The organism is Actinosynnema sp. NPDC049800, assembly GCF_040656635.1.
Classification (GTDB): Bacteria; Actinomycetota; Actinomycetes; order Mycobacteriales; family Pseudonocardiaceae; genus Actinosynnema.
This window is the reverse complement of the sequence record NZ_JBFAMT010000015.1, coordinates 87,283-109,586: the sequence shown is the minus strand read 5'-3', so window position 1 is coordinate 109,586 and position 22,304 is coordinate 87,283. Positions and strand designations below refer to the sequence as shown.

The window sequence follows — 22,304 nt, the reverse complement described above, 5'->3', positions numbered from 1 at the left end:
ATCCACATGAACTGGTGGCGCGGTGCGGCCATCTACCAGGTGTACCCGCGCAGCTTCGCCGACGGCAACGGCGACGGGATCGGGGATCTGGCGGGTCTGCGCCAGAAGCTCCCGTACCTCGCCGAGTTGGGTGTGGACGCGATCTGGCTCAGCCCCTGGTACCCGTCGCCGCTGGCCGACGGCGGCTACGACGTGGCGGACTACCGCGACATCGAGCCGGTGTTCGGCACGCTCGTCGAGGCGGAGAAGCTGATCGGCGAGGCGCACGCGGTCGGCCTGCGGGTGATCATCGACATCGTGCCCAACCACTGCTCCGACCAGCACCCGTGGTTCCAGGAGGCGTTGCGCGGCACCGGTCGTGACCGGTTCTGGTTCCACGACGGCGACGAGCCGCCGAACGACTGGCGGTCGCGGTTCGGCGGGCCGGCGTGGAGCCAGGCGCCGGACGGCTCGTGGTACCTGCACCTGTACAGCCCGGAGCAGCCGGACCTGAACTGGACCAACCCGGAGGTGCGGGCCGAGTTCGAGTCGATCCTGAGGTTCTGGCTCGACCGCGGCGTGGACGGGTTCCGCATCGACGTCGCCGACGGCCTGGTCAAGGACTTCTCCCGGCCGGACGCCGAGCTGCCGTACTCCGACCAGGACGGCGTGCACGACATCTACCGGTCGTGGCGCGAGGTGCTCGACGAGTACCCGGACGAGCGGGTGTTCGTCGGCGAGATGTGGTTGCCCGACCCGGAGCGGTTCGCCCGCTACCTGCGGGCCGACGAGCTGCACTCGGCGTTCAACTTCGACTTCCTGTGCTGCCCGTGGGAGCCCGACGAGCTGCGGCGGGTCATCGACGGCACGCTGGCCGCGCACGCGCCGGTGGGCGCGCCGCCGACCTGGGTGCTGTCCAACCACGACGTGACGCGGCACGTGTCGCGCATGGGTCGGGCGGACTCGTCGTTCGACTTCGGCCGGCGGCAGCACCTCACGCCGACGGACCTGGAGCTGGGCGCGAAGCGGGCGCGTGCGGCGATCATGCTGACCACCGCGCTGCCCGGCTGCGTCTACGTCTACCAGGGGGAGGAGCTGGGGCTGGAGGAGGTGGACGACCTGCCCGACGAGCTGCGCGAGGACCCGGTGTGGGTGCGTTCCGGGCACACCGACCGCGGTCGTGACGGGTGCCGGGTGCCGATCCCGTGGGGTGACGACGGCCCGTCGTGGCTGCCCCGGCCGGCGCACTGGCGGTCGCTGTCGGTGGCCGCGCAGACCGGCGACCCCGACTCGATGCTCGCGCACTACCGCACCGTGCTGGCGTTGCGGCGCTCGGAGCGGGCGTTGGGCGACGGGCCGATGGAATGGCTCGAGCTCGGGCCGGGCGTGGTCGCGTTCCGCCGCGGTGACGACTTCGCGTGCGTGCTCAACCTGTCCGCCGAACCGGTCGCGCTGCCCGCGCACGACGCCGTGCTGCTGACCAGCGGACCTCTCGTGGACGGCGCCGTGCCGCCGGACACCGCGGCCTGGCTCAGGACGGCTCGCTGAACCGACCGGTCCGCGTCGCCAGGTTGCACTCCAGCAGGCCGAGCACCCTCAGGGTCTCGGCCTGCTGGTCTTCGTCCAGGTCGCCGAGCGTGGCCTCCTCCAGCTCGCGCCACACGCGCTCGACCTCGTGCCGCAGCGCCTGGCTCGCGGCGGTCGGCTCGACCAGCGCGGCGCGGCCGTCGGTCGGGTCGGGGGAGCGGCGCACGAAGCCGGCGCGTTCCAGGCGCTGCACGGTCCGGGTCATGGTCGGCGAGTCCGTGCCCAGTTCCTCGCACAGGTCCGCCTGCCGCATCGGGCCGCAGTCCCACAGGCGCATCATCACCAGCTCCTGGCCGGGGTGCAGGCCTGCCTGCCTGAGCAGCTGACCGGCCAGGAGGCGGTGCAGGCGGGCCACGCGGAAGATCGCATGGCTGATCCGACCGCTCTCGGCGACCTCTGGAATGGGCATTGACGTGGGATTTTGTCCTGTCGCGGCCATGCTTCGATTCTAGCCGCGCGATGGAGTGATGGGGGTCACCACGGCTCACGGGAATCATCCGCGCTCGGATTACTGTTCGAGCAGGTAAAGGCAGCAACCTGGAGGAAGCCATGAGCACCGCGTTCGAGCCCCTGGATCTGGCCGGCACCGAGCTGGCCAACCGGATCGTGATGTCGCCGATGACCCGCAGCCGCGCGCACGACACCGTGCCGACGCCCGCCATGGCCGAGTACTACGCGCAGCGGGCCAGTGCCGGCTTGATCATCACCGAGGGGATCCAGCCGTCCGCGATCGGCCAGGGCTACCCGTTCACGCCCGGCCTGCACAGCGACGAGCAGGTCGAGGGCTGGCGCGGCGTCACGGACGCGGTGCACGCGGCGGGCGGGCGGATCTTCGCGCAGCTCATGCACACCGGCCGGATCAGCCACCCGAGCGTGCTGCCCGGCGACCTGCACCCGGTGGGCGCGTCCGCCGTGCGTCCGGCGGGCCAGCTGTTCACCGGTTCGGGGATGGCGGAGTTCGTCACGCCCAGGGAGCTGACCGGCGCGGAGGTGGAGGCCACCATCGCCGACTTCGCCACCGCCGCGCGCAACGCGGTCGAGGCGGGGTTCGACGGGATCGAGCTGCACGGCGCCAACGGGTACCTGCTGCACCAGTTCCTGGCCGACAACACCAACCGGCGCGCGGACGAGTGGGGCGGCCCGGTGGAGAACCGGATCCGGTTCGTGGTCGAGGTGGTCCGCGCGACGTCCGAGGCGATCGGCGCGCACCGCGTCGGCCTGCGGATCTCCCCGTCCAACCCGTACAACGACATCGCCGAGGAGTCGACCGAGGAGCTGTACCCGGCGCTGGTCGACGCGATCGACCCGTTCGGCCTGGCGTACCTGCACATCGGCGAGACCGGTGAGCGGGCGCTGACGCTGGAGCTGCGCAAGCGCTTCTCCGGCGCCCTGATCCTCAACCCGTTCACGCCGGACGGCGTCACCGGCCCGGACCACCTGCCCCTGCTGGACGACGGCACGGCGGACGCGTTGAGCTTCGGCGCGCTGTTCCTGGCCAACCCGGACCTGCCCGCGCGCCTGGCGAACGGCGGCCCGTTCAACACGCCGGACCCGGCCACGTTCTTCGGCGGCACCGAGAAGGGCTACCTCGACTACCCGGCCCTGACCACCGTCAACGCCTGATCGGCCCGTCCTGGGCGTTCGGCACGAGGCGAGGCCCCCGAGTTGCGCAAACTCGGGGGCCTCGTCGCGTCGGCTGCGGGTGTGAACGGGCAGGAAGTGGGGCCCGTTCGGGCAAGAATTCGCCCGGACGTGTGTGTTCGGTCAGGCGAAGCGGGCGGAACTCGGGCATCGTTCACCCAGGTGTGGTGCTGGCCACACCATTTCGACGGTGTTAAACCTTAGGCGCGGCCCGAACGGGCAGCGACGGTCCGAGCGGGCAAGGGAGGCGACGTGCGGGCGGACGAGCGCAAGCGCCGCATCCTGGCCCGTGCCCGGGCGGACGGCCGGGTCGACGTGGCCGAGATCGCGGCCGAGCTGGAGGTCGCGCAGGAGACCGTGCGGCGTGACCTGCGCCTGCTCGACGAGCACGGCCTGGTCCGCCGCACGCACGGCGGCGCGTTCCCGGTGGAGAGCGCCGGGTACGAGACCGGGCTGAAGTTCCGGTCCGCGTCGATGGTGCCGGAGAAGCGGCGCATCGCCCGGGCCGCCGCGGACCGGCTGGGTGACGCGGAGACGGTGTTCGTCGACGAGGGCTACACACCCCAGCTCGTCGCCGAGGCCCTGCCCACCGGCAGGCCGTTGACGGTGATCACCGCGTCCCTGCCCACCGCCGCCGTGCTGTCGGAGGTGCCGTCCACGACCGTGCTGCTGCTCGGGGGACGGGTGCGCGGCCGGACGCTGGCGACGGTCGACCACTGGGCCACCCGCATGCTCTCGGAGATGGTGATCGACCTCGCCTACATCGGGGCGAACGGCATCTCCCGCGAGCACGGCCTCACCACGCCGGACCCTGCGGTGGGCGCGGTCAAGGCGCAGGCCTTGGCCTCGGCCCGCAGGCGGATCTTCGTCGGCGTGCACACGAAGTTCGGCGTGTCGAGCTTCCACCGGTTCGGCGGCATCGCCGACCTGGAGGCGGTCGTCACCGACTCCGTGCTGCCCGCCGGCGAGGCGCACCGCTACGCCCTGCTCGGACCGAAGGTCGTCCGGGCCTAACCCCCGACCCCACACCCGAACGACCCCGGAGCGCCAGGGGTCTGGTTCCGCTCGCCCTAAGGAAGGCAAGACGATGAAGTCATTGCGGTATGGCGGCCTGCTGGCCGCGGTGCTCCTGGCCACGACCGCGTGCGCCGGCGCGGGCGGCGGGGGCGGCGGCGCCGAGAACTCGATCAACGTCCTGATGGTGAACAACCCGCAGCTGCAGGACCTGCAGAAGCTCACCGCGGACAACTTCACCAAGGACACCGGCATCACGGTCAACTTCACCGTGCTGCCCGAGAACGACGTCCGCGACAAGATCAGCCAGGACTTCTCCAGCCAGGCCGGCCAGTACGACGTGGCCACGATCAGCAACTACGAGACGCCGATCTACGCCAAGAACGGCTGGCTCACCCCGCTGGACGACTACGTCGCCAAGGACACCGGCTTCGACCAGGACGACGTCCTCGAACCGATCCGCCAGTCCCTCACCGCCGCCGACGGCAAGGTGTACGCGCAGCCGTTCTACGGCGAGTCGTCGTTCCTCATGTACCGCAAGGACGTGCTGGACGCCAAAGGCCTGACCATGCCGGAGGAGCCGACGTGGCAGCAGGTCGCCGAGATCGCCGCCCAGGTCGACGGCGCGCAGCCCGGCATGAAGGGCATCTGCCTGCGCGGCCAGCCGGGCTGGGGCCAGCTGATGGCGCCGCTGACGACGGTGGTCAACACGTTCGGCGGCACGTGGTTCACCAAGGACTGGCGGGCCGGGCTGGACTCGCCGGAGTTCAAGGAGGCCACCGAGTTCTACGTCGACCTGGTCCGCGCGCACGGCGAGGCGGGCGCGCCGCAGGCCGGGTTCGCCGAGTGCCTGAACAACATGACCCAGGGCAAGGTCGCCATGTGGTACGACGCCACGGTCGCCGCCGGGCTGCTGGAGGCCGACGACTCGCCGGTGAAGGGCAAGCTCGGCTTCGCCCAGGCCCCCGTGGTCAAGACGGAGAGCTCGGCGTGGCTGTACACGTGGGCGTTCGGCATCCAGAAGGCCAGCAAGAAGGCCGACAACGCGTGGAAGTTCGTGTCCTGGGCGTCCGGCAAGGGCTACGAGGAGCTGGTCGGCAAGACGCTGGGCTGGTCCAAGCTGCCCGACGGCAAGCGGAAGTCGACCTACCAGCGGCCCGAGTACCTGGCCGCGGGCGGCACGTTCGCCAAGCAGGCGGAGGCGGCCATCGCGGGCGCCAGGCCCACCGACCCCGGCGTGCAGGAACGGCCCGCGAGCGGCATCCAGTTCGTCGGCATCCCCGAGTTCACCGACCTGGGCACGCAGGTGTCGCAGAAGATCAGCGCCGCCATCGCGGGCTCGACCACCGTGGACGCCGCGCTGGCGGAGAGCCAGGCGCTGGCCGAGGTCGTCGCCGAGAAGTACCGGGGGAAGTGATGAGCAACCCCACCCCCATCGGGAGGACCCGGTGACCGCCGTCCGGGAAGCCCCCGCGCGCACCGGGCCCAAGCCTCCGGCGCGGACGGGGCAGTTGGCCGCGGCGGCGCGCTGGGCACGGCGCGCCCCGCTCCTGCCCGCCCTGATCTTCACGATCGTGGTCACGCAGCTGCCGTTCGTCGCCACGCTGGTGATCTCGCTGATGCGGTGGAACTCGCTCGACCCCACCAACCGCGGGTTCGCGGGCCTCGACAACTACACCGCCGTGTTCACCGACCCCGACCTGCGCAGCGCCATCGGCGTCACGGCCCTGCTCACCGCGACCGTGGTGCTGGTCAGCCTGGTCCTCGGGCTGGGGCTGGCCCTGCTGCTGGACCGGAGGTTCGCCGGGCGCGGCCTGGTGCGCACGATGCTCATCGCGCCGTTCCTGGTGGTGCCGGTCGCCGCCGCGCTGCTGTGGAAGCACGCGCTCTACAACCCCGAGTACGGCCTGCTCAACGGCGTGCTGACGTGGCTGTCCGGCGCCGATGCGCCGCAGCCGGAGTGGATCAGCGGCATGCCGCTGACCGCGGTCGAGGCGGCGCTGGTGTGGCAGTGGACGCCGTTCATGATGCTGATCCTGCTGGCGGGCCTGCAGAGCCGCCCGCAGGACGCGGTCGAGGCCGCGCGCATCGACGGCGCCTCGGCGTGGCAGGTGTTCCGCTACCTCACGCTGCCGCACCTGCGGCAGTACCTGGAGCTGGGCGCGCTGCTCGGCTCGATCTACATCGTGCAGAACTTCGACGCCGTCTTCACCATCACCTCCGGCGGCCTCGGCACGGCCAACCTGCCGTACACGATCTACCAGACCTTCTACCAGGCGCACGACTACGGCCAGGCGTCCGCCGCGGGCGTGGTCGTGGTCGTCGGCTCGATCGTCATCGCCACGTTCGCGTTGCGGGTGGTGTCGTCGTTGCTGCGCGAGGACGGCGGCCGAGTCGCGAACCGGACGGAGGCACGGGCATGAGCAGGTTGCTCGGCTTGGCCGCGTGGGCCGCGGGCCTGCTGTTCTTCGCGCCGGTGGCGTGGATGGTCCTCACCTCCCTGCACAGCGAGCAGGACGCGGCGACCAACCCGCCGTCGCTGACCGCGCCCCTCACGTTCGACGGCTACGCCGAGTTCTTCGACTCGGAACCGTGGCCGCCCCTGATCAACTCGCTGAGCGCGTCGGTCGGCTCGACCCTGCTCGTGCTGCTGCTGGCGGTCCCGGCGGCGTACGCGCTCTCGATCAAGAAGGTCGACAAGTGGTCGGACGTGCTGTTCTTCTTCCTGTCCACCAAGATGCTGCCGGTCGTGGCCGGGCTGCTGCCGATCTACCTGGTCGCCCAGTACACCGGGATGCTCGACAACATCTCGTTCCTGGTCGTGCTCTACACCTCGATGAACCTGCCGATCGCGGTGTGGCTGATGCGGTCGTTCCTGGCCGAGGTGCCGGGCGAGATCCTGGAGGCCGCCGCGCTGGACGGCGCGGGCCTGGTCACCACGCTGCGCCGGGTCGTCGCGCCGGTCGCCATGCCCGGCATCGCCGCGACCTCGTTGATCTGCTTCATCTTCAGCTGGAACGAGCTGCTGTTCGCCCGCGTGCTGACCGGTGTGGTCGCGGGCACCGCGCCGGTCTACCTCACCGGGTTCGTCACCAGCCAGGGCTTGTTCCTGGCCAAGGTGTGCGCCGCCGCCGTGGTGGTGTCGCTGCCGGTGCTCGTCGCCGGGTTCGCCGCCCAGGACAAGCTGGTCCAGGGCCTTTCTCTGGGAGCCATGAAGTGAAAGCAGCCGTGATCACCGGGGTCGGCGCGGTGGAGGTCGCCGAGGTGCCGGACCCGAGGCCCGGCCCGCGCCAGGTCGTCGTGGACGTCGCGGCGTGCGGGCTGTGCGGCACCGACCTGCACATCCTGCAGGGCGAGTTCGCGCCGACGCTGCCGGTCGTGCCGGGCCACGAGTTCGCGGGCGTGGTCGTCGAGGTCGGGTCGGAGGTGGCGGAGCTCGCGGTCGGCGACCGGGTCGCGGTGGACCCCTCGCTGTACTGCCACGAGTGCCGGATGTGCCGGTCCGGGCGGAGCAACCTGTGCGAGCGGTGGGCCGCGATCGGCGTCACGACCGGCGGCGGCGCGGCCGAGTACGCGCTGGCGCCCGTCGCGAACTGCGTGAAGCTGCCCGACCACGTGCGCACCGAGGACGCCGCGCTGATCGAGCCGCTGTCGTGCGCCGTGCGCGGTTACGACGTGCTGCGGTCGCAGCTGGCCAGCCGGGTGCTGATCTACGGCTCGGGCACGATGGGCCTGATGATGCTCCAGCTCGGCAAGCTCACCGGCGCGTCGTCCATCGAGGTGGTGGACCTCAACCCGGACCGCCTGGCCACGGCCGAGCTGCTCGGCGTCACGGCCACCGCGACGTCGCCCGACGAGCTGGACCGGCCACAGGGGTGGGACGTGGTCATCGACGCCACCGGCAACGAGAAGGCCATCCAGGACGGGCTCGGCCGGGTCGCGAAGGGCGGCACGTTCCTGCAGTTCGGCGTCTCCGACTACGCGGCGCGGGTGACCATCGACCCGTACCGCATCTACAACCAGGAGATCACGATCACCGGCTCGATGGCGGTGCTGCACTCGTTCGAACGGGCGGCGGACCTGTTCGCCACCGGGGTGCTCGACCCGGAGGTGTTCATCAGCGACCGCCTGCCGCTGGCGGACTACGCCCCGGCGCTGGCGCGGTTCCAGGCCGGGCGGGGTCGCAAGATCCAAGTGCTGCCGTGACGCGGCTCGGCCCCGGTCACGCGCACGTGACCGGGGCCGAGGCGGTGGGCGCTAGTTGTTCGCCGCGCGCTTGCGCAGCACGATCAGCAGGGCCGCGCCGCCGCCGAGCAGCACGACGCCGATCACCAGCGGGATCGCGATGCTCGCGCCGGTGTTGGCCAGGCCGTCACCCGTGTCGGCCACCGGCACGACCTCGGGGGTCGTGGTCGTGGTGGTGGGCGCCGAGGACGGGGACTCCGTCGTGGTCGGCGGCACGGTGGTGGTGCTCGGCTCGGTCGTCGTCGTCGGCGGGAGCGTCGTGGTGGTCGGCGACGTGGTGGTGGTCGTCGGGACGACGCACGCCTCGACGGTCTTCTTCTCCGTGAAGGAGTACTGGTTGCCGTCGTGCGCGGTCACCTCGACCACGAACACGCGCTTGACGTCGCCGCTGACGGAGTAGGAGCCCTCGAAGCTGCGGCCGAAGTCCTTGTTCTCCAGCTCTTCGTCACCAACGGTGACCTTGATGCGGTTGGACTTCTGCGAGGTGCTCTCGGCGTACGCCGTGAGCTTCACGCTGAGGGTCGTCGTGCCGTCCTGGCACTTCGCCTCGAGCTTGGGGGTGTGCGCGGAGGCGGGAACGGCGGCGAAGACGGTCGCGGCGAGGGCGGCGACTGCGGCGCCGACGAGGGCGCCGACTCTGGCGAACTGCATGTGAGGGCTCCTGAGGGAAGGGCTGAGGAGAACCGCGCCACCCTATCGGGGGGTTTATAACAACACGATCCGGGGTTCGGTAACTACTTTCCGTGAATCCGTGACCTAGCGCCGGAGCCGTCGCCGGAGGACGAAGAGGACCGCGGTCCCGCCGCTGAGCAGCAGCACGCCGAGTACAAGGGGGACGGTGACGTCCGCGCCGGTGTCCGGCAGGCCGCGGTCGTCGGCGGCGGGCACCACCAGCGCTTTCCGTTGCGTGGTGGGCCAATCGAACGTCAGCGGCGTGGTCGTGGTCGTCGTGGTGGTGGTCGTTTCGACGGGAGTCGTAGTCGTGACGGTCGTGGTCGTGGTGGTGGTGACGGGGACCATGGTCGTGGTGGTCGTCGTCGGCGTCACGCACGGGGGCACGGTCAATCGCTTCGTGAACGACCAGCCACGTTCCCCCCTCGGGTCATCCCACGCCCGCACGGTCACGGTGAAGACGTGCTCGACGGTTCCTGGCTCGCTGTAGGACCTCCGGAACGACTCGCGGAACCGGCCGTCCTCGAGGGACCGCCCGTTATCCTCGACGGTGACCGCATTGGACCGGCGGCCGTCGTACCGGGTGAGACCGACGGTGAGCACGGCGTTGCCGTCGACGCACCCGGACTTGAGCGACGGGGTGTGCGCGGAGGCGGGTGCGGTGGCCAGCAGGCCGGCGGACGCGACGGCCGCCGCGACGCAGAGTGGTGCCCGGACGGCCCGTGCGAACTGCATGGTGGCTCCTGTGGACGGCGGTGGCGCGGCGGGGAACGCACACCCCTATACGGACGCCACGGCCCGAGCGTTCACCCCGGAGCCTGATGGATCCGGGTGACGCCGCCGCACGGCTTCAGCGGTGCCGCTCGACCTCCCACGGGGCGGCGTCGGCCATCAGGCCGATCATCCCCGAGACGAGGCGGAGCTGGTCGACGCCGCGGATGTCGGCCTCGACCAACCTCGGCGAGCACACCACGACCGCCACGGCCTGCGCCCGCGACAGCGCGACGTTCAACCGGTTGCGGGACAACAGGAAGTCCAGCCCGCGCGGCAGGTCGACGGCGGCCGACGAGGTCATGGTGGTGATCACCACGGGCGCTTCCTGGCCCTGGAACCGGTCCACGGTGCCGACCCGCACGTGCTCGTAGCCGTGCTTCTCCAGCTCGCGCCGCACCAGTCGCACCTGGAGGTTGTACGGCGCCACCACCAGGACGTCGGAGTCGTCCAGCGCCCGCGCGTCCGGCCCGTCCGTCCACATGCGACCCATCAGCGACCGCACCACGCCGACCACCGCGTCCGCCTCCTCGGTGGACGACGTGGTGTTGTGGGAGTGGGGCACCGAGTGCACGTACACGCCCGACGGCACGCCGTCGATCCCGCGCGCGGCGGCACTGGGGTGCGCGTGCAGCAGCCCGGCGTAGGACAGGTTGGACACCGGCGCGCACACGGCCGGGTGCATGCGCCGCGTCTGGTCCAGGAAGTAGCCGAGCTCCGGCGGGATCACGTCGGCGTCGCCGATCAGGTGCCCCAGCGCCGACGCCTCCGCGCCCGCCGGGTGCGTGCCCTGCACGACCTGCGGCAGCTGCTGCGGATCGCCCAGCAGCACGAGGTTGCGCGCGCACGTCGACACGGCCAGCGCGTCGGCCAGCGCGAACTGCCCGGCCTCGTCCACGATCAGCACGTCGAACGGCTGCTCGCGCAGCGCCGCGTTGGCGAACGTCCACGCCGTGCCGCCGACCAGGTGTCCGCCGCCCTGGTCGGCGCGCCACCGCACCAACGCCGGGTTGTCGCGCGGCTGCTCCCACGAGCAGTCCTTCGCGGGCGCGCCCTTCGCGCGCTTGGCCGTGGGGATCGGCACGCCCAGCTCCCGGCCCGCCGCCAAGGCCGCGCTCAGCACGTTCTCCACGGCTTTGTGGCTGGTGGACGTCACGCCGACGCTGCGACCGCCGCGGATCAGGTGCGCGATCAGCCGTCCCGCCAGGTACGTCTTGCCCGCGCCGGGCGGGCCCTGCACGGCGAGCGTGGAGCCGTCCAACGCGTCGACGGCCGCGATCACGTCGGCGATCAGGTCGTCGCTGCGGGGCAGCGCGCCGGTCTTCAGGCGCGGCGGCGTGCGGCGGACCAGGTCGACGCCGGGGTGCGGCGGGAGCGCCGGCAGCCCGTCCACCACCGTGCGCGCCAGCTCGTAGACCGCCTCGTCCTTCGGCTTCGGCTGCACCGGGCTGCCGGGCAGGACCGCGAGGGGCTGCTCACCGTGCACGTCGTCGGGCGCGACGCTCTCCAGCACCACCATGTCCTCGGCGGACTCGGCGAGCACCACGGCGTCACGGGTCACGTTCGCGGGCTTGCCGGGGTAGAGCAGGCGGACCTGGTCGCCCTTCGCGAAGGGGTGCGGCCGGTCCGGGTCGCACCACACCCGCACCTCGCGCTTGGCCTTGCGGACCCGGCCGGACGGCATCGCCCAGTCCTGCGCCCGCACCGACACCGGCACCGCGCACGCGCTGTCGGACTCCAGCTCGGACAGCGGCGCAGCCATCTGGCGGAAGAAGTCCCACCAGGCCGGGTTCGTCTCGCGCCGGTGGTAGCCGACGGCGGCGGCGAGCAGCGCGCGCGCCCGTTCGTCGTCGGTCGCCTCGGCCGGGTTGTCCGGCAGGCCCTCCAGCAGCGGGTCGACGACGGCGGCGAGGCGTTCGGCGCGCTCGGCCCGGCGCTGGGCGGCGAGCTCGTCCTCGATCTCCTCGGTGAACGACGGCTCGGCCTCGTGCGGCTCGATGCCCGCCTCCGCGCGCACCTCCAGCAGGAACCGGTAGAGCCGCAGCGTGGAGACGCAGTCGTAGGTGTTGTAGTCGGCGATGCCGGTGAGCACGTCCTCGGCGCGGGCCGGGTCGACGTCGCGCAGGGCCAGGAACTCCTCGTAGGCCTCGATGCTGGAGACGGCCGTGGTGACGTCGCCCGCGCGTGCACCCGGCATGTAGAGCGGCTCGAGGTACTTGATCGAGTACGACCGCTGGGACACGCGCAGGGCCTTGCGCACGACGGCGTAGAGGTCGACCAGCGCGCCGGAGCGCAGCAGGTGGTCGACGGCCTCCTCACGCGTGCCGTGCAGGGCGGCGAGCTTCTTGAGCGCGTTCACCTCGTACGGCGCGTAGTGGTAGACGTGCGCGTCCGGGTGATCTTGCAGCGTCCGGGTGGCGTGGTCGACGAACCGCTCGAACGCCGCCTTCTCCTGCGGGCGGGTGTGCGCCCAGAACGGCGTGAAGCGCTCGTCCGCGTCGACCACGCCGAACAGATACTCCAGGCCCTCGCCGTCGAGGGCGAACGGGTCGCCCTCCATGTCGAAGAACAGGTCGCCGCGGCTGGGCACGGGCAGCGTGGCCAGGGCTTCCGGCCCGACGACCTCGTAGGCGACCTTGCCGATCGGGTCGTCGTCGGTGCGGGAGTCGTCCTGGATGACCTGGAGCGCGGCCTGGGCGCGCAGGCCGGTGAACGTGGCGGCGGACATCGTCGCGGGGCGGTCGGCGCGGGTGGCGTTGGCGAGGGCGTCGATCGTGCCGAGGCCGGCGGCGACGAGCTTGCGGCGCTGGTCGGTGCGGATGCCGGCGACCAGGGAGAGGTCGCGGTCGCGTTCCCGGCCGGTGGCGCAGTGCCTGCCGAAGCGGCAGGTGGCGCACGCCGGGCGTTCGTCGTCCCAGAGGCGTTCGGGCAGGGCAGGTGGTGCGGCGAGGCGTGCTTTCAGGCGGGTCTGGAGGTCGCGGACCAGCGGGAGGAAGTCGGCGACCTGGAACGTCTTGGTGGTGCCGTCGCCGAGCAGGAGGTGCATGGCGGGGCCGGCGTGGTCGCGCAGGGCGTTGGCGTAGGCGGTGAGCTGGACGACGGCGGCCGGGGTGGCGTGCCGGGCGAGCTTGGCGTCGTGCGGCTCGTAGCCCCGGTCGGTGGCGACGAGGAAGTCGGCGCGGCCGTGGAAGCCGTCGGCGTAGAAGACGGCCTGGTAGATCACCGGCGCGCGGTCCGCCATCGCCCGCGCGGTCGCCTCGGCCGCTTCGGTGAGGGCGGCGTGCGTGGGCGCGGGTTGGCCGATCTCGACCACGTCGTGCTCGGCGCGGAACCTCGCGAGCACGGCCTGCTCGTGCGCGTGGCCGTGCCGGGTGGCGAGGGTGTCGGGCTGGGCGTCCGGGACGGGCGCGCCGGGCAGGCCGGTGGCCAGGGCGAGCGAGAGCCGGGCGCGGTGGTCGCACTCCAACAGGTCCACCAGGTCCGCCGGGGAGTGCACCAGGTGGCCGTCGGCGGTGAGCATGGCGGGCAGTATCGCGGCCGGACCGGCGAACCCGGCGGACCGCGCACGGCGAGTCGCCGGACTGCGGCCTCCGCCACCTGGCCCACGTCCTGCGTCCTGCGCGTTCAGGTGCCGGGTGTCGAAGGCCGGTGGGTCCTGCGTTCGGGGGTCAGGTCCGGGGGAGGGGGCCGTTGGTGGCTCGCCAGCGGGCTTGGTGGGCGGCGGCTTCGGCGGCGGCCACGGCCTCGGCGGCCGGGGGGAGGGGTTCGGCGCACCAGGCGCGCAGGACGGTGGCCAGCTCGGTGACGAACCGGGTGCCGGTCGGGGTCAGCTCGTCGCCGGCCAGCAGGGTCTCGGCGGTGATCAGGGCCGCGGAACGCCAGCGCGCGTACTCGACCCGCGCGGCCATGCCGGGGCGGGAGCGCCAGAAGCCCGCCACGCCCAGGTGCGCGTACGTGCCGTGCAGCAGACCGGCCGCCGGCCGCGGGTCTTCCCGCCACGGCGCGTAGAACCGGGCCTCGCTGCCGGGCTTGACCAGCGCGAACAGGTCCATCAACGCCACCAGCTTGCTGTGCTGCGCCTCGTGCGCGAGCGTCACGGCCAACGTCTCCGCGTCCGGCGTCGGCGACAGGAACACGCACCCGAACGCGTCGGCCAGCGTCGCGCTGCTCGTGCCCGTCGGCGACGACGGCATCGGCGTCAGCACCGACACCACCTCGGCGAACTCCGCGGCGAGCGCCGGGTGGTCCCGGGTCAGCAGGTCCCACGCCGAGCCGAGCGCGTCCCGCCACCGCGGCAGGTCGACCGACGCGGCCACCGGCAGCTCGTCGGGCACGCCGCCACCGGCCCACAGGTCCACCTGGAGGGTGTGCGCGCCCAAGCGGATCTCCGGCAACGGCTCGTAGGCCAACCCCGGCCCCACCACCACGCCCAACGACGGCAGCGAGAACACCTCCACCGGCGGGAACTCCAGGTCCACCGCCACCCCCGCGCGCACCGCCGCCGCGGCCGCCGTGAACGCCAGCTCCGCCGGCCGGGCCTCGTCGCCCCGACGCACCGCCAACGCCGTCCGCGTCGCCCAGGCGCCGACCGACGGGTGGTCGAGCACCCGGTCCACCGCCTCCGGCGCCACCCGCGCCACCTCGCGCAGCAACGAGAACGCCTCCCGCGCCGCCGGGTCCGCCGCGATCGACCTGATCAGCAGCAACGTCCGGCTGCGCCGCGCCAGCCGCAACGTGCGCACCGCCGCACCACCACCGCCCCGCGCGAGGGCGGCGAAGTCCGAAGCGGAAACCCGGAAGGGCCCGACCGTCACGCCAGCGCCGCCAGGTCCGCCGCCACGCGCGACCGCACGTGCCCGATCAGCCGCACGAGGTCCGGGCAGTACACCGACGGCCGGTCGAACCCGGCGCCCTCCAGGAACCGGTGCGCCCGCAACCCGCCGCCGCACGCCGACACCACCGGGCACCGCCGGCACTGCTCCGACAACCCGGCCAACCCGGCACGACCGGCGCGCACGTCCGGCAGGTCCAGCGCCGCGTCGAACGGGTCGCGCGCCACGTGCAGCCCGGTCGCCGAGGCCGCCGGCGAGGACGACGCCAGGATGTCGGAGGCCTCGATCGTGCCGTCGGTCTCCACCACCACCTGGGCCGACGGGCTCAACCCGATCCCCTCCACCCCGGACCGCCCGCCGAGCAACACCGCCAGCAGTTCCTCGAACAGCCGCACGCGCGTGCGCGGCCTGCCGTACCAGACGTCGAACACGGCGATCAGCCACTCCGCGTACGGCGTGGAGTCGTCGTCCGCGACCCGTCCCGGCGGCGGCGCGGACCAGTTGCCGTGCGGCAGCAGGAAATCCACCGCGGGCGGCGAGAATTCCAGCAACGACTCGTAGACGCGCACCGGGTCTTCACCGACGTCCACCACGCACAGCAGACCGCCGTACACCTCCGGGAACGAGCGCAAAGCCGTCAACGCCGCCCGCACCGCCGCCCAACTGCCGCCGCCGTCCGGCCGAACGCGGTGCCGGTCGTGCGCTTCCGGCGTGCCGTCCACGCTCACCCCGACCCGAACACCGCGCGCGGAGAACAGCTCCAGGAATTCCCGGTCCAGCAATGTCGCGTTCGTCTGCACGGTGAACCGCACCGGCGCGGGCACGACCGAGCGGAACCGGGTGACGATCGACTCGATCGCGGCACGTCCGGCGAGCAGCGGCTCACCGCCGTGCAACACCACTTCGACTTCGGACAACCGGTGTCCGCGCACGTGTTCGGCCACCCGTTCGGCGGTGTGCGCGACGATCTCCGGCGACATCGCCCGCGGCCGGGAACGCCACCGCTGGTCGGCCAGTTCGTAGACGTAGCAGTAGTCGCACGCCAGGTTGCACCGGCCGTGCACCTTGAGCACGAACTGGCGGAACGGCAACCCATTCCCCGAGTTCACCGCCACCACCCCCGACATTCCCCGCGCCACAAGCAAACCGGAGACCCCACCAGCAATCAAACACAGCGCGCCGCCCGCTACCTCCGCCAATCGGAGGATTCCCGACGGTGACCGTTGTCGTTCACTACGATGGGAAGTGCGCCGTCGGCGTTCGCCGGCAATCAGGCGGCTGCGGTGAAACCCGCAGCATTGCGGTGAGGGGGTAGGTCGGACATGACTTCCGAACCCGTCCTGGAGTCCGAACTCCTGGACGTCACGGGCGTGGACCTGGCCCGGTTGGCGGATCTGCCGGACACCGCGCTGCGCGCCGCGCTGCACCGGATCCTCGCGGAGAACGCCGAGCTGCCCGACCGGTTCGCGGCCTTCGAGAGCTCCTTGTGACCGTGCCTGCTGCCGTTCGGGTGAAACGCGGCTGAGTCGCGGGCGCGCGGCCCGCGCAACCGGTATTCCCAAGTCCCCCCGCCGCTCTGGAGCAGCAGATGAGCACCCCGCGCACCACACCGGGCCCCACCGGGGTCACCGCCTTCCTGTCGGCGACCGGAGGGACCGGCCGCACGAGCGCGGTGGCGAACCTGGCGTGGGCGCTGGCCGCGGCCGGGCAACGGGTCCTGGTCGTGGACTGGGGTTCCGAGGTGCCGCGGGTGCGCGAGTACCTGGAGCCGTTCCTGGTGGCCCGCCTGGGGTTGCCGGACGCGTTGGGCCGCGGCCTGCTGGCCGCGTACCGGGCGGACCCGCTGCGCGAGGACGACCCGGCGCCCGTCGTGGAGCGGTTCGCGCCGCCGGCGGGCGACGTCACGGTCCCCGGCCACATCGACGTGGTGTCGCCGATGCCGGTCGACGCGGCGGGCCGGCCGCAAGCCGAGACCAGGCACGGTGACGCGGGCGCGATCGCCGAGCTGCGCGCGCGACTGGCGGAGTCCGACTACGACCAGGTGCTGATCGACGCGCCGACCGGGGCGGGCGACGAGTCGCTGACGCTGATCGCGACGCTGTGCGAGCTGGCGGTGGTGTGCTTCCGCCCGCGTCCCCGGGCCATCGCCGACGCGGCGGACCTGGCCGCGCGGCTGCGCAAGCGCGCGCCGATCCGGATCGACGTGGTGCCGGTGGCGACGTTGTTCGACGACGCCGACGAGTTGTCGCGGGCGCAGCGCATCCGGTCCGCGATCCGCGCCGCGTTCGCCGAACTGCTGGCCGGGCAGGCGAAACGGGTGCCCGACGGCGGCACGATCGAGATCCCCTACCGCCCGTTCGACGCGTTCGACCCGCTGCTGGCGATCCTGGTGGAGGAGCCCACCAGCGGCGGCGCGCTGGAGGCCCAGTACGGCAGGCTGGCCGCGGCGGTCACCGGCGGCGCGGTCACCGAGGTGGTCCCGGTGTCGCCGGTGCTGCGCGCCCGCTACCGGCGGGTGTTCGGGCTGACGTCGACCACCGCGCCGGACCGCGTGGTCCTGGTGTACGCGCCGCGCGACCGGCCCTGGGCGGACTGGGTGCGCGGCCAGCTGGAACGCGCGGGCGCGCAGGTGGCCCGGCTGTCCGAGGCGCGCGGGTGGTTCGAGGCCGACGTGCCGCCGGGCGTGCTGATCCTGTCGTCGCCGCACCTGGGCCCGGTGGAGCTGCCCGCGCTGCCGCTGACCGTGCTGCGTCTGCGGTTGTCCGACGACGGCCCCGCGGACGGCGGGCTGGCCGTGCACGACCACACCCCGGAGACGTTGAGCGCCCGGCTGCTGGGCCACTTCGGCCTGATCGACCGGCCGGGCACGGTGCACGAGCCGGGCATGCGGGTGCCGGGCAGCGACCCGGCCGTGTTCGAGCTGCCGCCGCGCCACCCCGGCTTCGTCGGCCGGGACGAGGACCTGGAGGCGTTGCGCGACCAGTTCGCGGCGGCCGGCGACGGTCGCGCCGTGGTGACGGTGAACGGCGTGCCCGGCGTCGGCAAGAGCGAGCTGGCGCTGGAGTACGCCTACCGGTTCTCGTCGGACTACGCGGCGGTGTGGTGGCTGTCCGCGCACGACCGGCAGTCGGTGCTCGGCGGCCTGGCCGAGCTGGCGGTCCGGCTGCGCCAGCCGGGCTCGACCGACTACGGCACGCTGTCCGCGCTGGAGCGGCTGTCGGACGACCCGGCGTACGCGCGGTTCCTGCTGGTCTACGACAACGCCGACGACCCGGACGTGCTCGCCGACCTGTTACCCGGCGGCGCCACCGGGCACGTGCTGATCACGTCCGGACCGGGCGCCGGCCAGGCCGTCGAGCTGGTGCCGATGCGCGCCGAGGACAGCGTGCGCCTGCTGCTGGACCGGGTGCCGGGGCTGACCGCGGAGGACGCCGGCCGGGTCGCGGAGGCCGTCGACCACCTGCCGCTGGCGCTGGACCTGGCGTCGTCCTGGCTCGGCGAGACGGCGCGGACCGAGGTCGGCGCGGGCTCCCGGGACTCCGACGCCGCCACCTGGGCCACGCGCACCCTGTTCGAACGCCTCGGCCGGTCCGAAGTGGACGGTGTGGCGCGGGTCGTCGACGTCGCGGTGGACGCGTTGCGGGGCAACGGCACCGGCCGGTTGGCGGTACTGGTCGCGGAGCTGTCGGCGTTCCTCTCGCCGGAGGGCGCGAACCTGGGCCTGGTGCGCTCGCCCGCGTTCCTCGGCCGGGTGATCGCGGCGGGCGGCGTGGACGCCGAGCCGCTGGAGCTGGACGCCGCCGAGATCGACCGGGTGCTCTGGTACGGCGCGCGGTACGGGCTGTTCCGCGTCGACTGGGGCGACCAGTACTCGCTGCGCCTGCACCGCGTGGTGCAGCGCGCGCTGCGCGACCGGATGACCAGGGCCGAGCGCGAGGAACGGCGGGCCGACGTGCTGCGGGCGCTGGCCGCGGTGGCGCCGACCGAGGTGGAGGACAACTCGCCGACCCGGCACGCCCGGTTCGCCGAGCTGCAGAAGCACGTCATCCCGTCCGGCGCGCTGGGCAGCGACGACCCGAAGGTGCGCCGCTGGCTGGTCAACCAGGTGCGGTTCCTGTTCACCGACGGCGGCGCGGGCGTGCGCCGGGCCGCGCTGGGACCGGGCCGCGCCCTGCTGGACGCGTGGACCCTGCGGTTCGGCCCGGCCGACCCGCTGCGCAACCGGCTGGCCACCGAGCTGGCCAACGTGCACCGCGTGCTCGGCGAGCCGACCGAGGCGCTGCGGCTGGACGACCTGGCCCTGGCCCAGCAGCGGCGCGCGCTCGACCTCACCCACCCGCGCCCGCTGATCACGGCCCGCGGCCGCGGCGGCGACCTGCGCGGGCTCGGCCTGTTCGCCGAGGCGCTGGCGGAGGACCAGGCCACCTGGGAGAGCCTGCGCTCGGTGCTCGGCGAGGACCACCCGGACACCCGCCGCGCGGCGAACAACCTGGCGTCCTCGATGTTCCTCTCCGGTGACGCGGCGGGCGCGCTGGCGCTGGAGGAGGACAACTACCGCAGGCGGCGGCGGCTGTTCGGCACGGGCGACTCGCGGACCTGGGCGACCCTCGCCCAGATCGGCCTGTACCAACGGGAACTGGGGCGTTACCCGGAGGCGCTGGACTCGCTGCTGTACGCGTCGCAGCAGTTGCAGGCGCTGCGGCACGAGCTGAACCAGGTGCAGATCGGCGTGCAGTGGAACCGCGCCATCGCGTTGCGCCTGGTCGGGCGGGCCAAGGAGGCCAAGGAACGCACCGGCAAGGCGTTGCGGGACTACCGCGAGGTCCTCGGCCCGCACCACCCCTACACGCTGGGCTGCGCGTTGAGCTTCGCCGCCGACCACCGCCGCGTCGGCGTCGACCCCGAGCTGGCCGTCGAACTCGCCCGCACCGCGCTGAACGGCTTCCAGCAGCACGTCGGGCTGCGCGACGATCACCCGTTCGTGGCGCTGTGCAAGCTCGGCCTCGGGCTGGCGCTGCGCGCGGCGGGCGACCCGGCCGGCGCGGTGAGCCAGGTGGAGGCCGCGACGCGGACGTTGCGCGCGCGGCTCGGCGACACGCACCCGTGGACGTTGGCGTCGGCGATCGACGAGGCACGGGTGCACGCCGCGGCCGGGAACGCGGACCGGGCCGCCGAACTGATCGCCGAGGCGCACACCGACTGCCTGGAGTTCCTGGGGCACGATCACCCGCACACCGCCGCGGCGGCGCACGACCTGCGACTCGCGGCACACCCGACCGACCAGGACTGGCGGGAGTGCGATGTCGACATCCCGCACACCTGAGCGCGCAGGAGGGAGCGGCGTGGAGCTGCACGAGGAGCAGGCCGAGCACGTCGGACCGGAGTTCGACCTGGCCAGGCAGGCGTGCCGGGCGGCGATCGCGGAGACACCCGCGCTGCACTACCTCGCGCACTACAGCAGCGGCGTGTTCGACTTCGGCGTCGACGCCCTCGGCGACCCGCCGCCCGCACCGGACGCGCTGCCCGGCGGCACCCGCCGCGAGGAGCTCAAGCGGCTGGGCAGGCACCTCACGTTCCAGGTCGCCACGCTGGACCGGGCGTTGCAGGAGGTGCGCACGGGCCGGCTGATCCGCACCGTGCTGCACACCGAGGAGGGCGCGCTGTTCTGCGACTCCGTGGTGCCGACCGAGCACGTCGTCGGCCTGGTGCTGGACCACGCGGGCGCCGGGCCGCTGTTCGGCCACCCCGCCGTCGACGAGGCGGACCGGGCGGTGGCCGGGCTCGCCACCCGGCTGCGCGCCCAGCTCAGCCTCGGCTCGCTCAACCCCGGTGGCTGGGAGAGCTCGGCGGACGTCGCGCCGTTGCCGGTGCGCGAAGTCGTGAGCCCGCACGTGACGGCGGGGGAGGGGCCGCTGACCGCGTGCCTGGCGGCGGTGCGGCCGGAGGACCTGCACCTGGTCGCGCACGTCGTCGGCGGCGAGGTGCGGGCGATGGTCGACTGCCTGGGCGACCCGTCGCTGGCGCCGTTCTTCAAGCAGGTCACGGTGGAGGCGCGGCGCCGGTTCTACCACGGGTTCGTGCAGGAGCTCGGCGCGTTGACGACCAAGCTGAACCGGGCGGTGAGCCCCGTCGTGGGCGGGCTCATGGCGCGGCTCGTGCTCGACGTCGAGATGGGCGCGATCTACCACTACCGGTTGCGCGCCGGGGAATACCTGGTCGGCGTGACGATCGACCAGTCACGGGTGCGGGCGGCGGATGATCGAATGTCCGCTTTGGCCGCCGAACTCACTCCAATCGGTCCTTGAACGCTCATCCACCCGTGCCTACCGTGGAATGGTGACGCCCGTGATCCGCTCGGCCGTGCTCCTCTCGGCCCTCGGCGCGGGCTGGCTCTGCGCCTGGCAGTTCGGACTCCGCGAAGTCGACCGCTCGCCGGTGTACGGGTATTTCATCACCGCGTTGCTCGGATTCGGTTTGTACGCGAGCACCAGCGGGATCGTGATCGCGGAATTCCGCAGGCAACTGCGCACCGTGGTGATCGCCGTCACGCTCGGTGTGCTGGCGAAAGTCGCGCTGATCTTCGGCGTGATGTTCTTCGCGTTCCGCGACCCGGCGTACCTGATCCTCGCGGTGGCGGTGGCGCAGATCGACCCGCTGTCGGTGGCCGCGATGCACGCGAAGTCGCGGATGTCGGACTCGGCGAAGGCGCTGCTGTCGGCGTGGGCGTCGTTCGACGACCCGATCACCGTGCTGCTCACGGTGTACATCACCGCGTTCGCGCTGAACGGCGGCGCGGTCGGCGGCGTGGGGACGTTCGCGGTCAACCTGGTGCTGAACCTGGCGCTGGCCGGGGTGGCGTTCGTGCTGTGGGCGCTGGTGCGCGGGCGGGTGCGGCGGGCCGAGGCCGGCGGGCGTGCGGTCCGGTACGCGGTGCGCGCGGTGATGGTGGTGGCGGTGCTGGCCGTCGGGTTCGTCGCGGTGCAGTACTCGCTGCTGCTGGCGTTGGCGCTGCTGGGCTTGTTCTTCCGGCCGAACCTGGGTCGGTGGGTGGACGGGTTGGCGCAGGCGGGCATGGTGCTGGCCCTCGCCGCGGTCGGGTTGGTGCTGGCCGCCGAGTTCAGCTGGGTGCTGGCCGGTGTCGGCGCGGTGCTCGGCGTGGCGGCGTTCGGCGCGCAGGCCGTGGTGGCGTTCGCGCTGACGGTGCCGAAGCGGTGGCGCGGCGACCGGGTGCGGCTGGCGCTGGGCCAGCAGAACGGCCTGACCGCGATCATCCTGGCGCTGCTGCTGGAACCGACGTTCCCGGGCGCCATCGCGGTGGTCGCGCCCGCCGTCGTCGTGGTGAACCTGCTGCACGCCGTCGCGAACGGCGCCTACGACCGCGTGACGGCCCGTCCGGCCCCGGCACCGGCGGCGCCCGCCCGACCGCCGAAGCGCGTGCCGCGCGTGCCGCTCAAGCCCGCGCCCGCACCGCAGGCGACCCCGGCCTACCGGGTGAAGCCGACCCCCTGAGCGTTCACCCCACCCGTTCCGGCGCCCCGAGTCGAACGCTCGGATCACGCCGGG

At 72.9% G+C, this 22,304-nt stretch carries 17 protein-coding genes and 1 pseudogene; 12 read left to right on the top strand and 6 right to left on the bottom strand.

Annotated features, from left to right (window positions below):
• The first annotated feature begins 6 nt into the window (after positions 1-6).
• On the top strand, positions 7-1,527 hold the full coding sequence (locus tag AB0I91_RS19860; RefSeq protein ID WP_499638081.1) for a glycoside hydrolase family 13 protein: 1,521 nt from the start codon (positions 7-9) through the stop codon (positions 1,525-1,527).
• Here the strand turns inward: AB0I91_RS19860 and AB0I91_RS19855 are convergent.
• A complete protein-coding gene (locus AB0I91_RS19855; RefSeq protein ID WP_499612206.1) occupies positions 1,511-1,975 on the bottom strand; it encodes a MarR family winged helix-turn-helix transcriptional regulator in 465 nt (154 codons plus the stop codon). The two genes, AB0I91_RS19860 and AB0I91_RS19855, sit on opposite strands and share 17 nt — an antisense overlap.
• Before the next feature lie 140 nt (positions 1,976-2,115).
• Here AB0I91_RS19855 and AB0I91_RS19850 point away from each other — a divergent pair, with 140 nt between their 5' ends.
• The 6 genes from AB0I91_RS19850 to AB0I91_RS19825 all read left to right on the top strand — a co-directional run bounded on the left by AB0I91_RS19850 (position 2,116) and on the right by AB0I91_RS19825 (position 8,427).
• Positions 2,116-3,189 carry an alkene reductase gene (locus tag AB0I91_RS19850; RefSeq protein ID WP_499638078.1) on the top strand — a complete coding sequence of 358 codons (1,074 nt, stop codon included), beginning with the start codon at positions 2,116-2,118 and terminating at the stop codon, positions 3,187-3,189.
• Positions 3,190-3,459: 270 nt separating this feature from the next.
• The gene (locus tag AB0I91_RS19845; protein WP_498777019.1) at positions 3,460-4,221 is read left to right on the top strand and encodes a DeoR/GlpR family DNA-binding transcription regulator; all 762 of its coding nucleotides are present in this window, start codon (positions 3,460-3,462) and stop codon (positions 4,219-4,221) included.
• A 73-nt stretch (positions 4,222-4,294) separates the two neighbouring features.
• A complete protein-coding gene (locus AB0I91_RS19840; RefSeq protein WP_499638075.1) occupies positions 4,295-5,638 on the top strand; it encodes an ABC transporter substrate-binding protein in 1,344 nt (447 codons plus the stop codon).
• Between the two features lie 31 nt (positions 5,639-5,669).
• The gene (locus AB0I91_RS19835) at positions 5,670-6,644 is read left to right on the top strand and encodes a carbohydrate ABC transporter permease (protein ID WP_499638072.1); all 975 of its coding nucleotides are present in this window, start codon (positions 5,670-5,672) and stop codon (positions 6,642-6,644) included.
• Entirely contained in the window at positions 6,641-7,441 is an 801-nt protein-coding gene (locus AB0I91_RS19830) for a carbohydrate ABC transporter permease (RefSeq protein ID WP_499638069.1), read from the top strand. Before AB0I91_RS19835 ends, AB0I91_RS19830 begins: the two co-directional genes overlap by 4 nt.
• Positions 7,438-8,427, top strand: coding sequence for a zinc-dependent alcohol dehydrogenase family protein (locus tag AB0I91_RS19825; protein WP_498777027.1), 990 nt, complete (start codon positions 7,438-7,440; stop codon positions 8,425-8,427). The genes AB0I91_RS19830 and AB0I91_RS19825 overlap by 4 nt, the downstream gene beginning before the upstream one ends.
• Positions 8,428-8,478: 51 nt before the next feature.
• Here the strand turns inward: AB0I91_RS19825 and AB0I91_RS19820 are convergent, their stop codons facing one another.
• From AB0I91_RS19820 to AB0I91_RS19800, 5 genes are all read right to left on the bottom strand, one after another.
• Complete coding sequence (locus AB0I91_RS19820) at positions 8,479-9,117, bottom strand: hypothetical protein (RefSeq protein WP_499611071.1); 639 nt, start codon at positions 9,115-9,117, stop codon at positions 8,479-8,481.
• 105 nt (positions 9,118-9,222) lie between these two features.
• The gene (locus tag AB0I91_RS19815; RefSeq protein WP_499638066.1) at positions 9,223-9,873 is read right to left on the bottom strand and encodes an LPXTG cell wall anchor domain-containing protein; all 651 of its coding nucleotides are present in this window, start codon (positions 9,871-9,873) and stop codon (positions 9,223-9,225) included.
• A 115-nt stretch (positions 9,874-9,988) separates the two neighbouring features.
• Positions 9,989-13,429, bottom strand: coding sequence for a TM0106 family RecB-like putative nuclease (locus AB0I91_RS19810; protein ID WP_499638064.1), 3,441 nt, complete (start codon positions 13,427-13,429; stop codon positions 9,989-9,991).
• Positions 13,430-13,577: 148 nt separating this feature from the next.
• Entirely contained in the window at positions 13,578-14,723 is a 1,146-nt protein-coding gene (locus tag AB0I91_RS19805; protein WP_498777035.1) for an aKG-HExxH-type peptide beta-hydroxylase, read from the bottom strand.
• Positions 14,720-15,850, bottom strand: coding sequence for an FxsB family cyclophane-forming radical SAM/SPASM peptide maturase (locus tag AB0I91_RS19800; protein WP_499611077.1), 1,131 nt, complete (start codon positions 15,848-15,850; stop codon positions 14,720-14,722). Before AB0I91_RS19800 ends, AB0I91_RS19805 begins: the two co-directional genes overlap by 4 nt.
• Positions 15,851-16,063: 213 nt before the next feature.
• On the opposite strand from AB0I91_RS19800, the gene fxsA reads away from it, so the two are divergent.
• The 5 genes and pseudogenes from fxsA to AB0I91_RS19775 all read left to right on the top strand — a co-directional run bounded on the left by fxsA (position 16,064) and on the right by AB0I91_RS19775 (position 22,250).
• Positions 16,064-16,231: an FxSxx-COOH cyclophane-containing RiPP peptide gene (gene fxsA / locus AB0I91_RS19795; protein ID WP_498777039.1), complete on the top strand. Its 168-nt coding sequence runs from the start codon at positions 16,064-16,066 to the stop codon at positions 16,229-16,231.
• 98 nt (positions 16,232-16,329) lie between these two features.
• A pseudogene (locus tag AB0I91_RS19790) lies at positions 16,330-16,464 on the top strand (cellulose synthase operon protein YhjQ/BcsQ); the annotation flags it as partial.
• Positions 16,465-16,677: 213 nt separating this feature from the next.
• Positions 16,678-20,064, top strand: a complete 3,387-nt coding sequence (gene fxsT / locus AB0I91_RS19785) for an FxSxx-COOH system tetratricopeptide repeat protein (RefSeq protein ID WP_499638136.1) — start codon at positions 16,678-16,680, stop codon at positions 20,062-20,064.
• A gap of 19 nt (positions 20,065-20,083) precedes the next feature.
• On the top strand, positions 20,084-21,046 hold the full coding sequence (locus tag AB0I91_RS19780) for a hypothetical protein (RefSeq protein WP_499638061.1): 963 nt from the start codon (positions 20,084-20,086) through the stop codon (positions 21,044-21,046).
• A 31-nt stretch (positions 21,047-21,077) separates the two neighbouring features.
• Entirely contained in the window at positions 21,078-22,250 is a 1,173-nt protein-coding gene (locus tag AB0I91_RS19775; RefSeq protein ID WP_499638058.1) for a hypothetical protein, read from the top strand.
• Positions 22,251-22,304 lie beyond the last annotated feature (54 nt).

What these genes read in the sequence shown, in the direction of transcription:
- AB0I91_RS19830 (WP_499638069.1), top strand. Translation starts at nt 6,641, where the DNA reads ATGAGCAGGTTGCTCGGCTTGGCCGCGTGGGCCGCGGGCCTGCTGTTC.
- AB0I91_RS19820 (WP_499611071.1), bottom strand. Translation starts at nt 9,117, where the DNA reads ATGCAGTTCGCCAGAGTCGGCGCCCTCGTCGGCGCCGCAGTCGCCGCC.
- AB0I91_RS19810 (WP_499638064.1), bottom strand. Translation starts at nt 13,429, where the DNA reads ATGCTCACCGCCGACGGCCACCTGGTGCACTCCCCGGCGGACCTGGTG.
- AB0I91_RS19860 (WP_499638081.1), top strand. Translation starts at nt 7, where the DNA reads ATGAACTGGTGGCGCGGTGCGGCCATCTACCAGGTGTACCCGCGCAGC.
- fxsT (WP_499638136.1), top strand. Translation starts at nt 16,678, where the DNA reads ATGCCGGTCGACGCGGCGGGCCGGCCGCAAGCCGAGACCAGGCACGGT.
- AB0I91_RS19840 (WP_499638075.1), top strand. Translation starts at nt 4,295, where the DNA reads ATGAAGTCATTGCGGTATGGCGGCCTGCTGGCCGCGGTGCTCCTGGCC.
- AB0I91_RS19855 (WP_499612206.1), bottom strand. Translation starts at nt 1,975, where the DNA reads ATGCCCATTCCAGAGGTCGCCGAGAGCGGTCGGATCAGCCATGCGATC.
- fxsA (WP_498777039.1), top strand. Translation starts at nt 16,064, where the DNA reads ATGACTTCCGAACCCGTCCTGGAGTCCGAACTCCTGGACGTCACGGGC.
- AB0I91_RS19850 (WP_499638078.1), top strand. Translation starts at nt 2,116, where the DNA reads ATGAGCACCGCGTTCGAGCCCCTGGATCTGGCCGGCACCGAGCTGGCC.
- AB0I91_RS19815 (WP_499638066.1), bottom strand. Translation starts at nt 9,873, where the DNA reads ATGCAGTTCGCACGGGCCGTCCGGGCACCACTCTGCGTCGCGGCGGCC.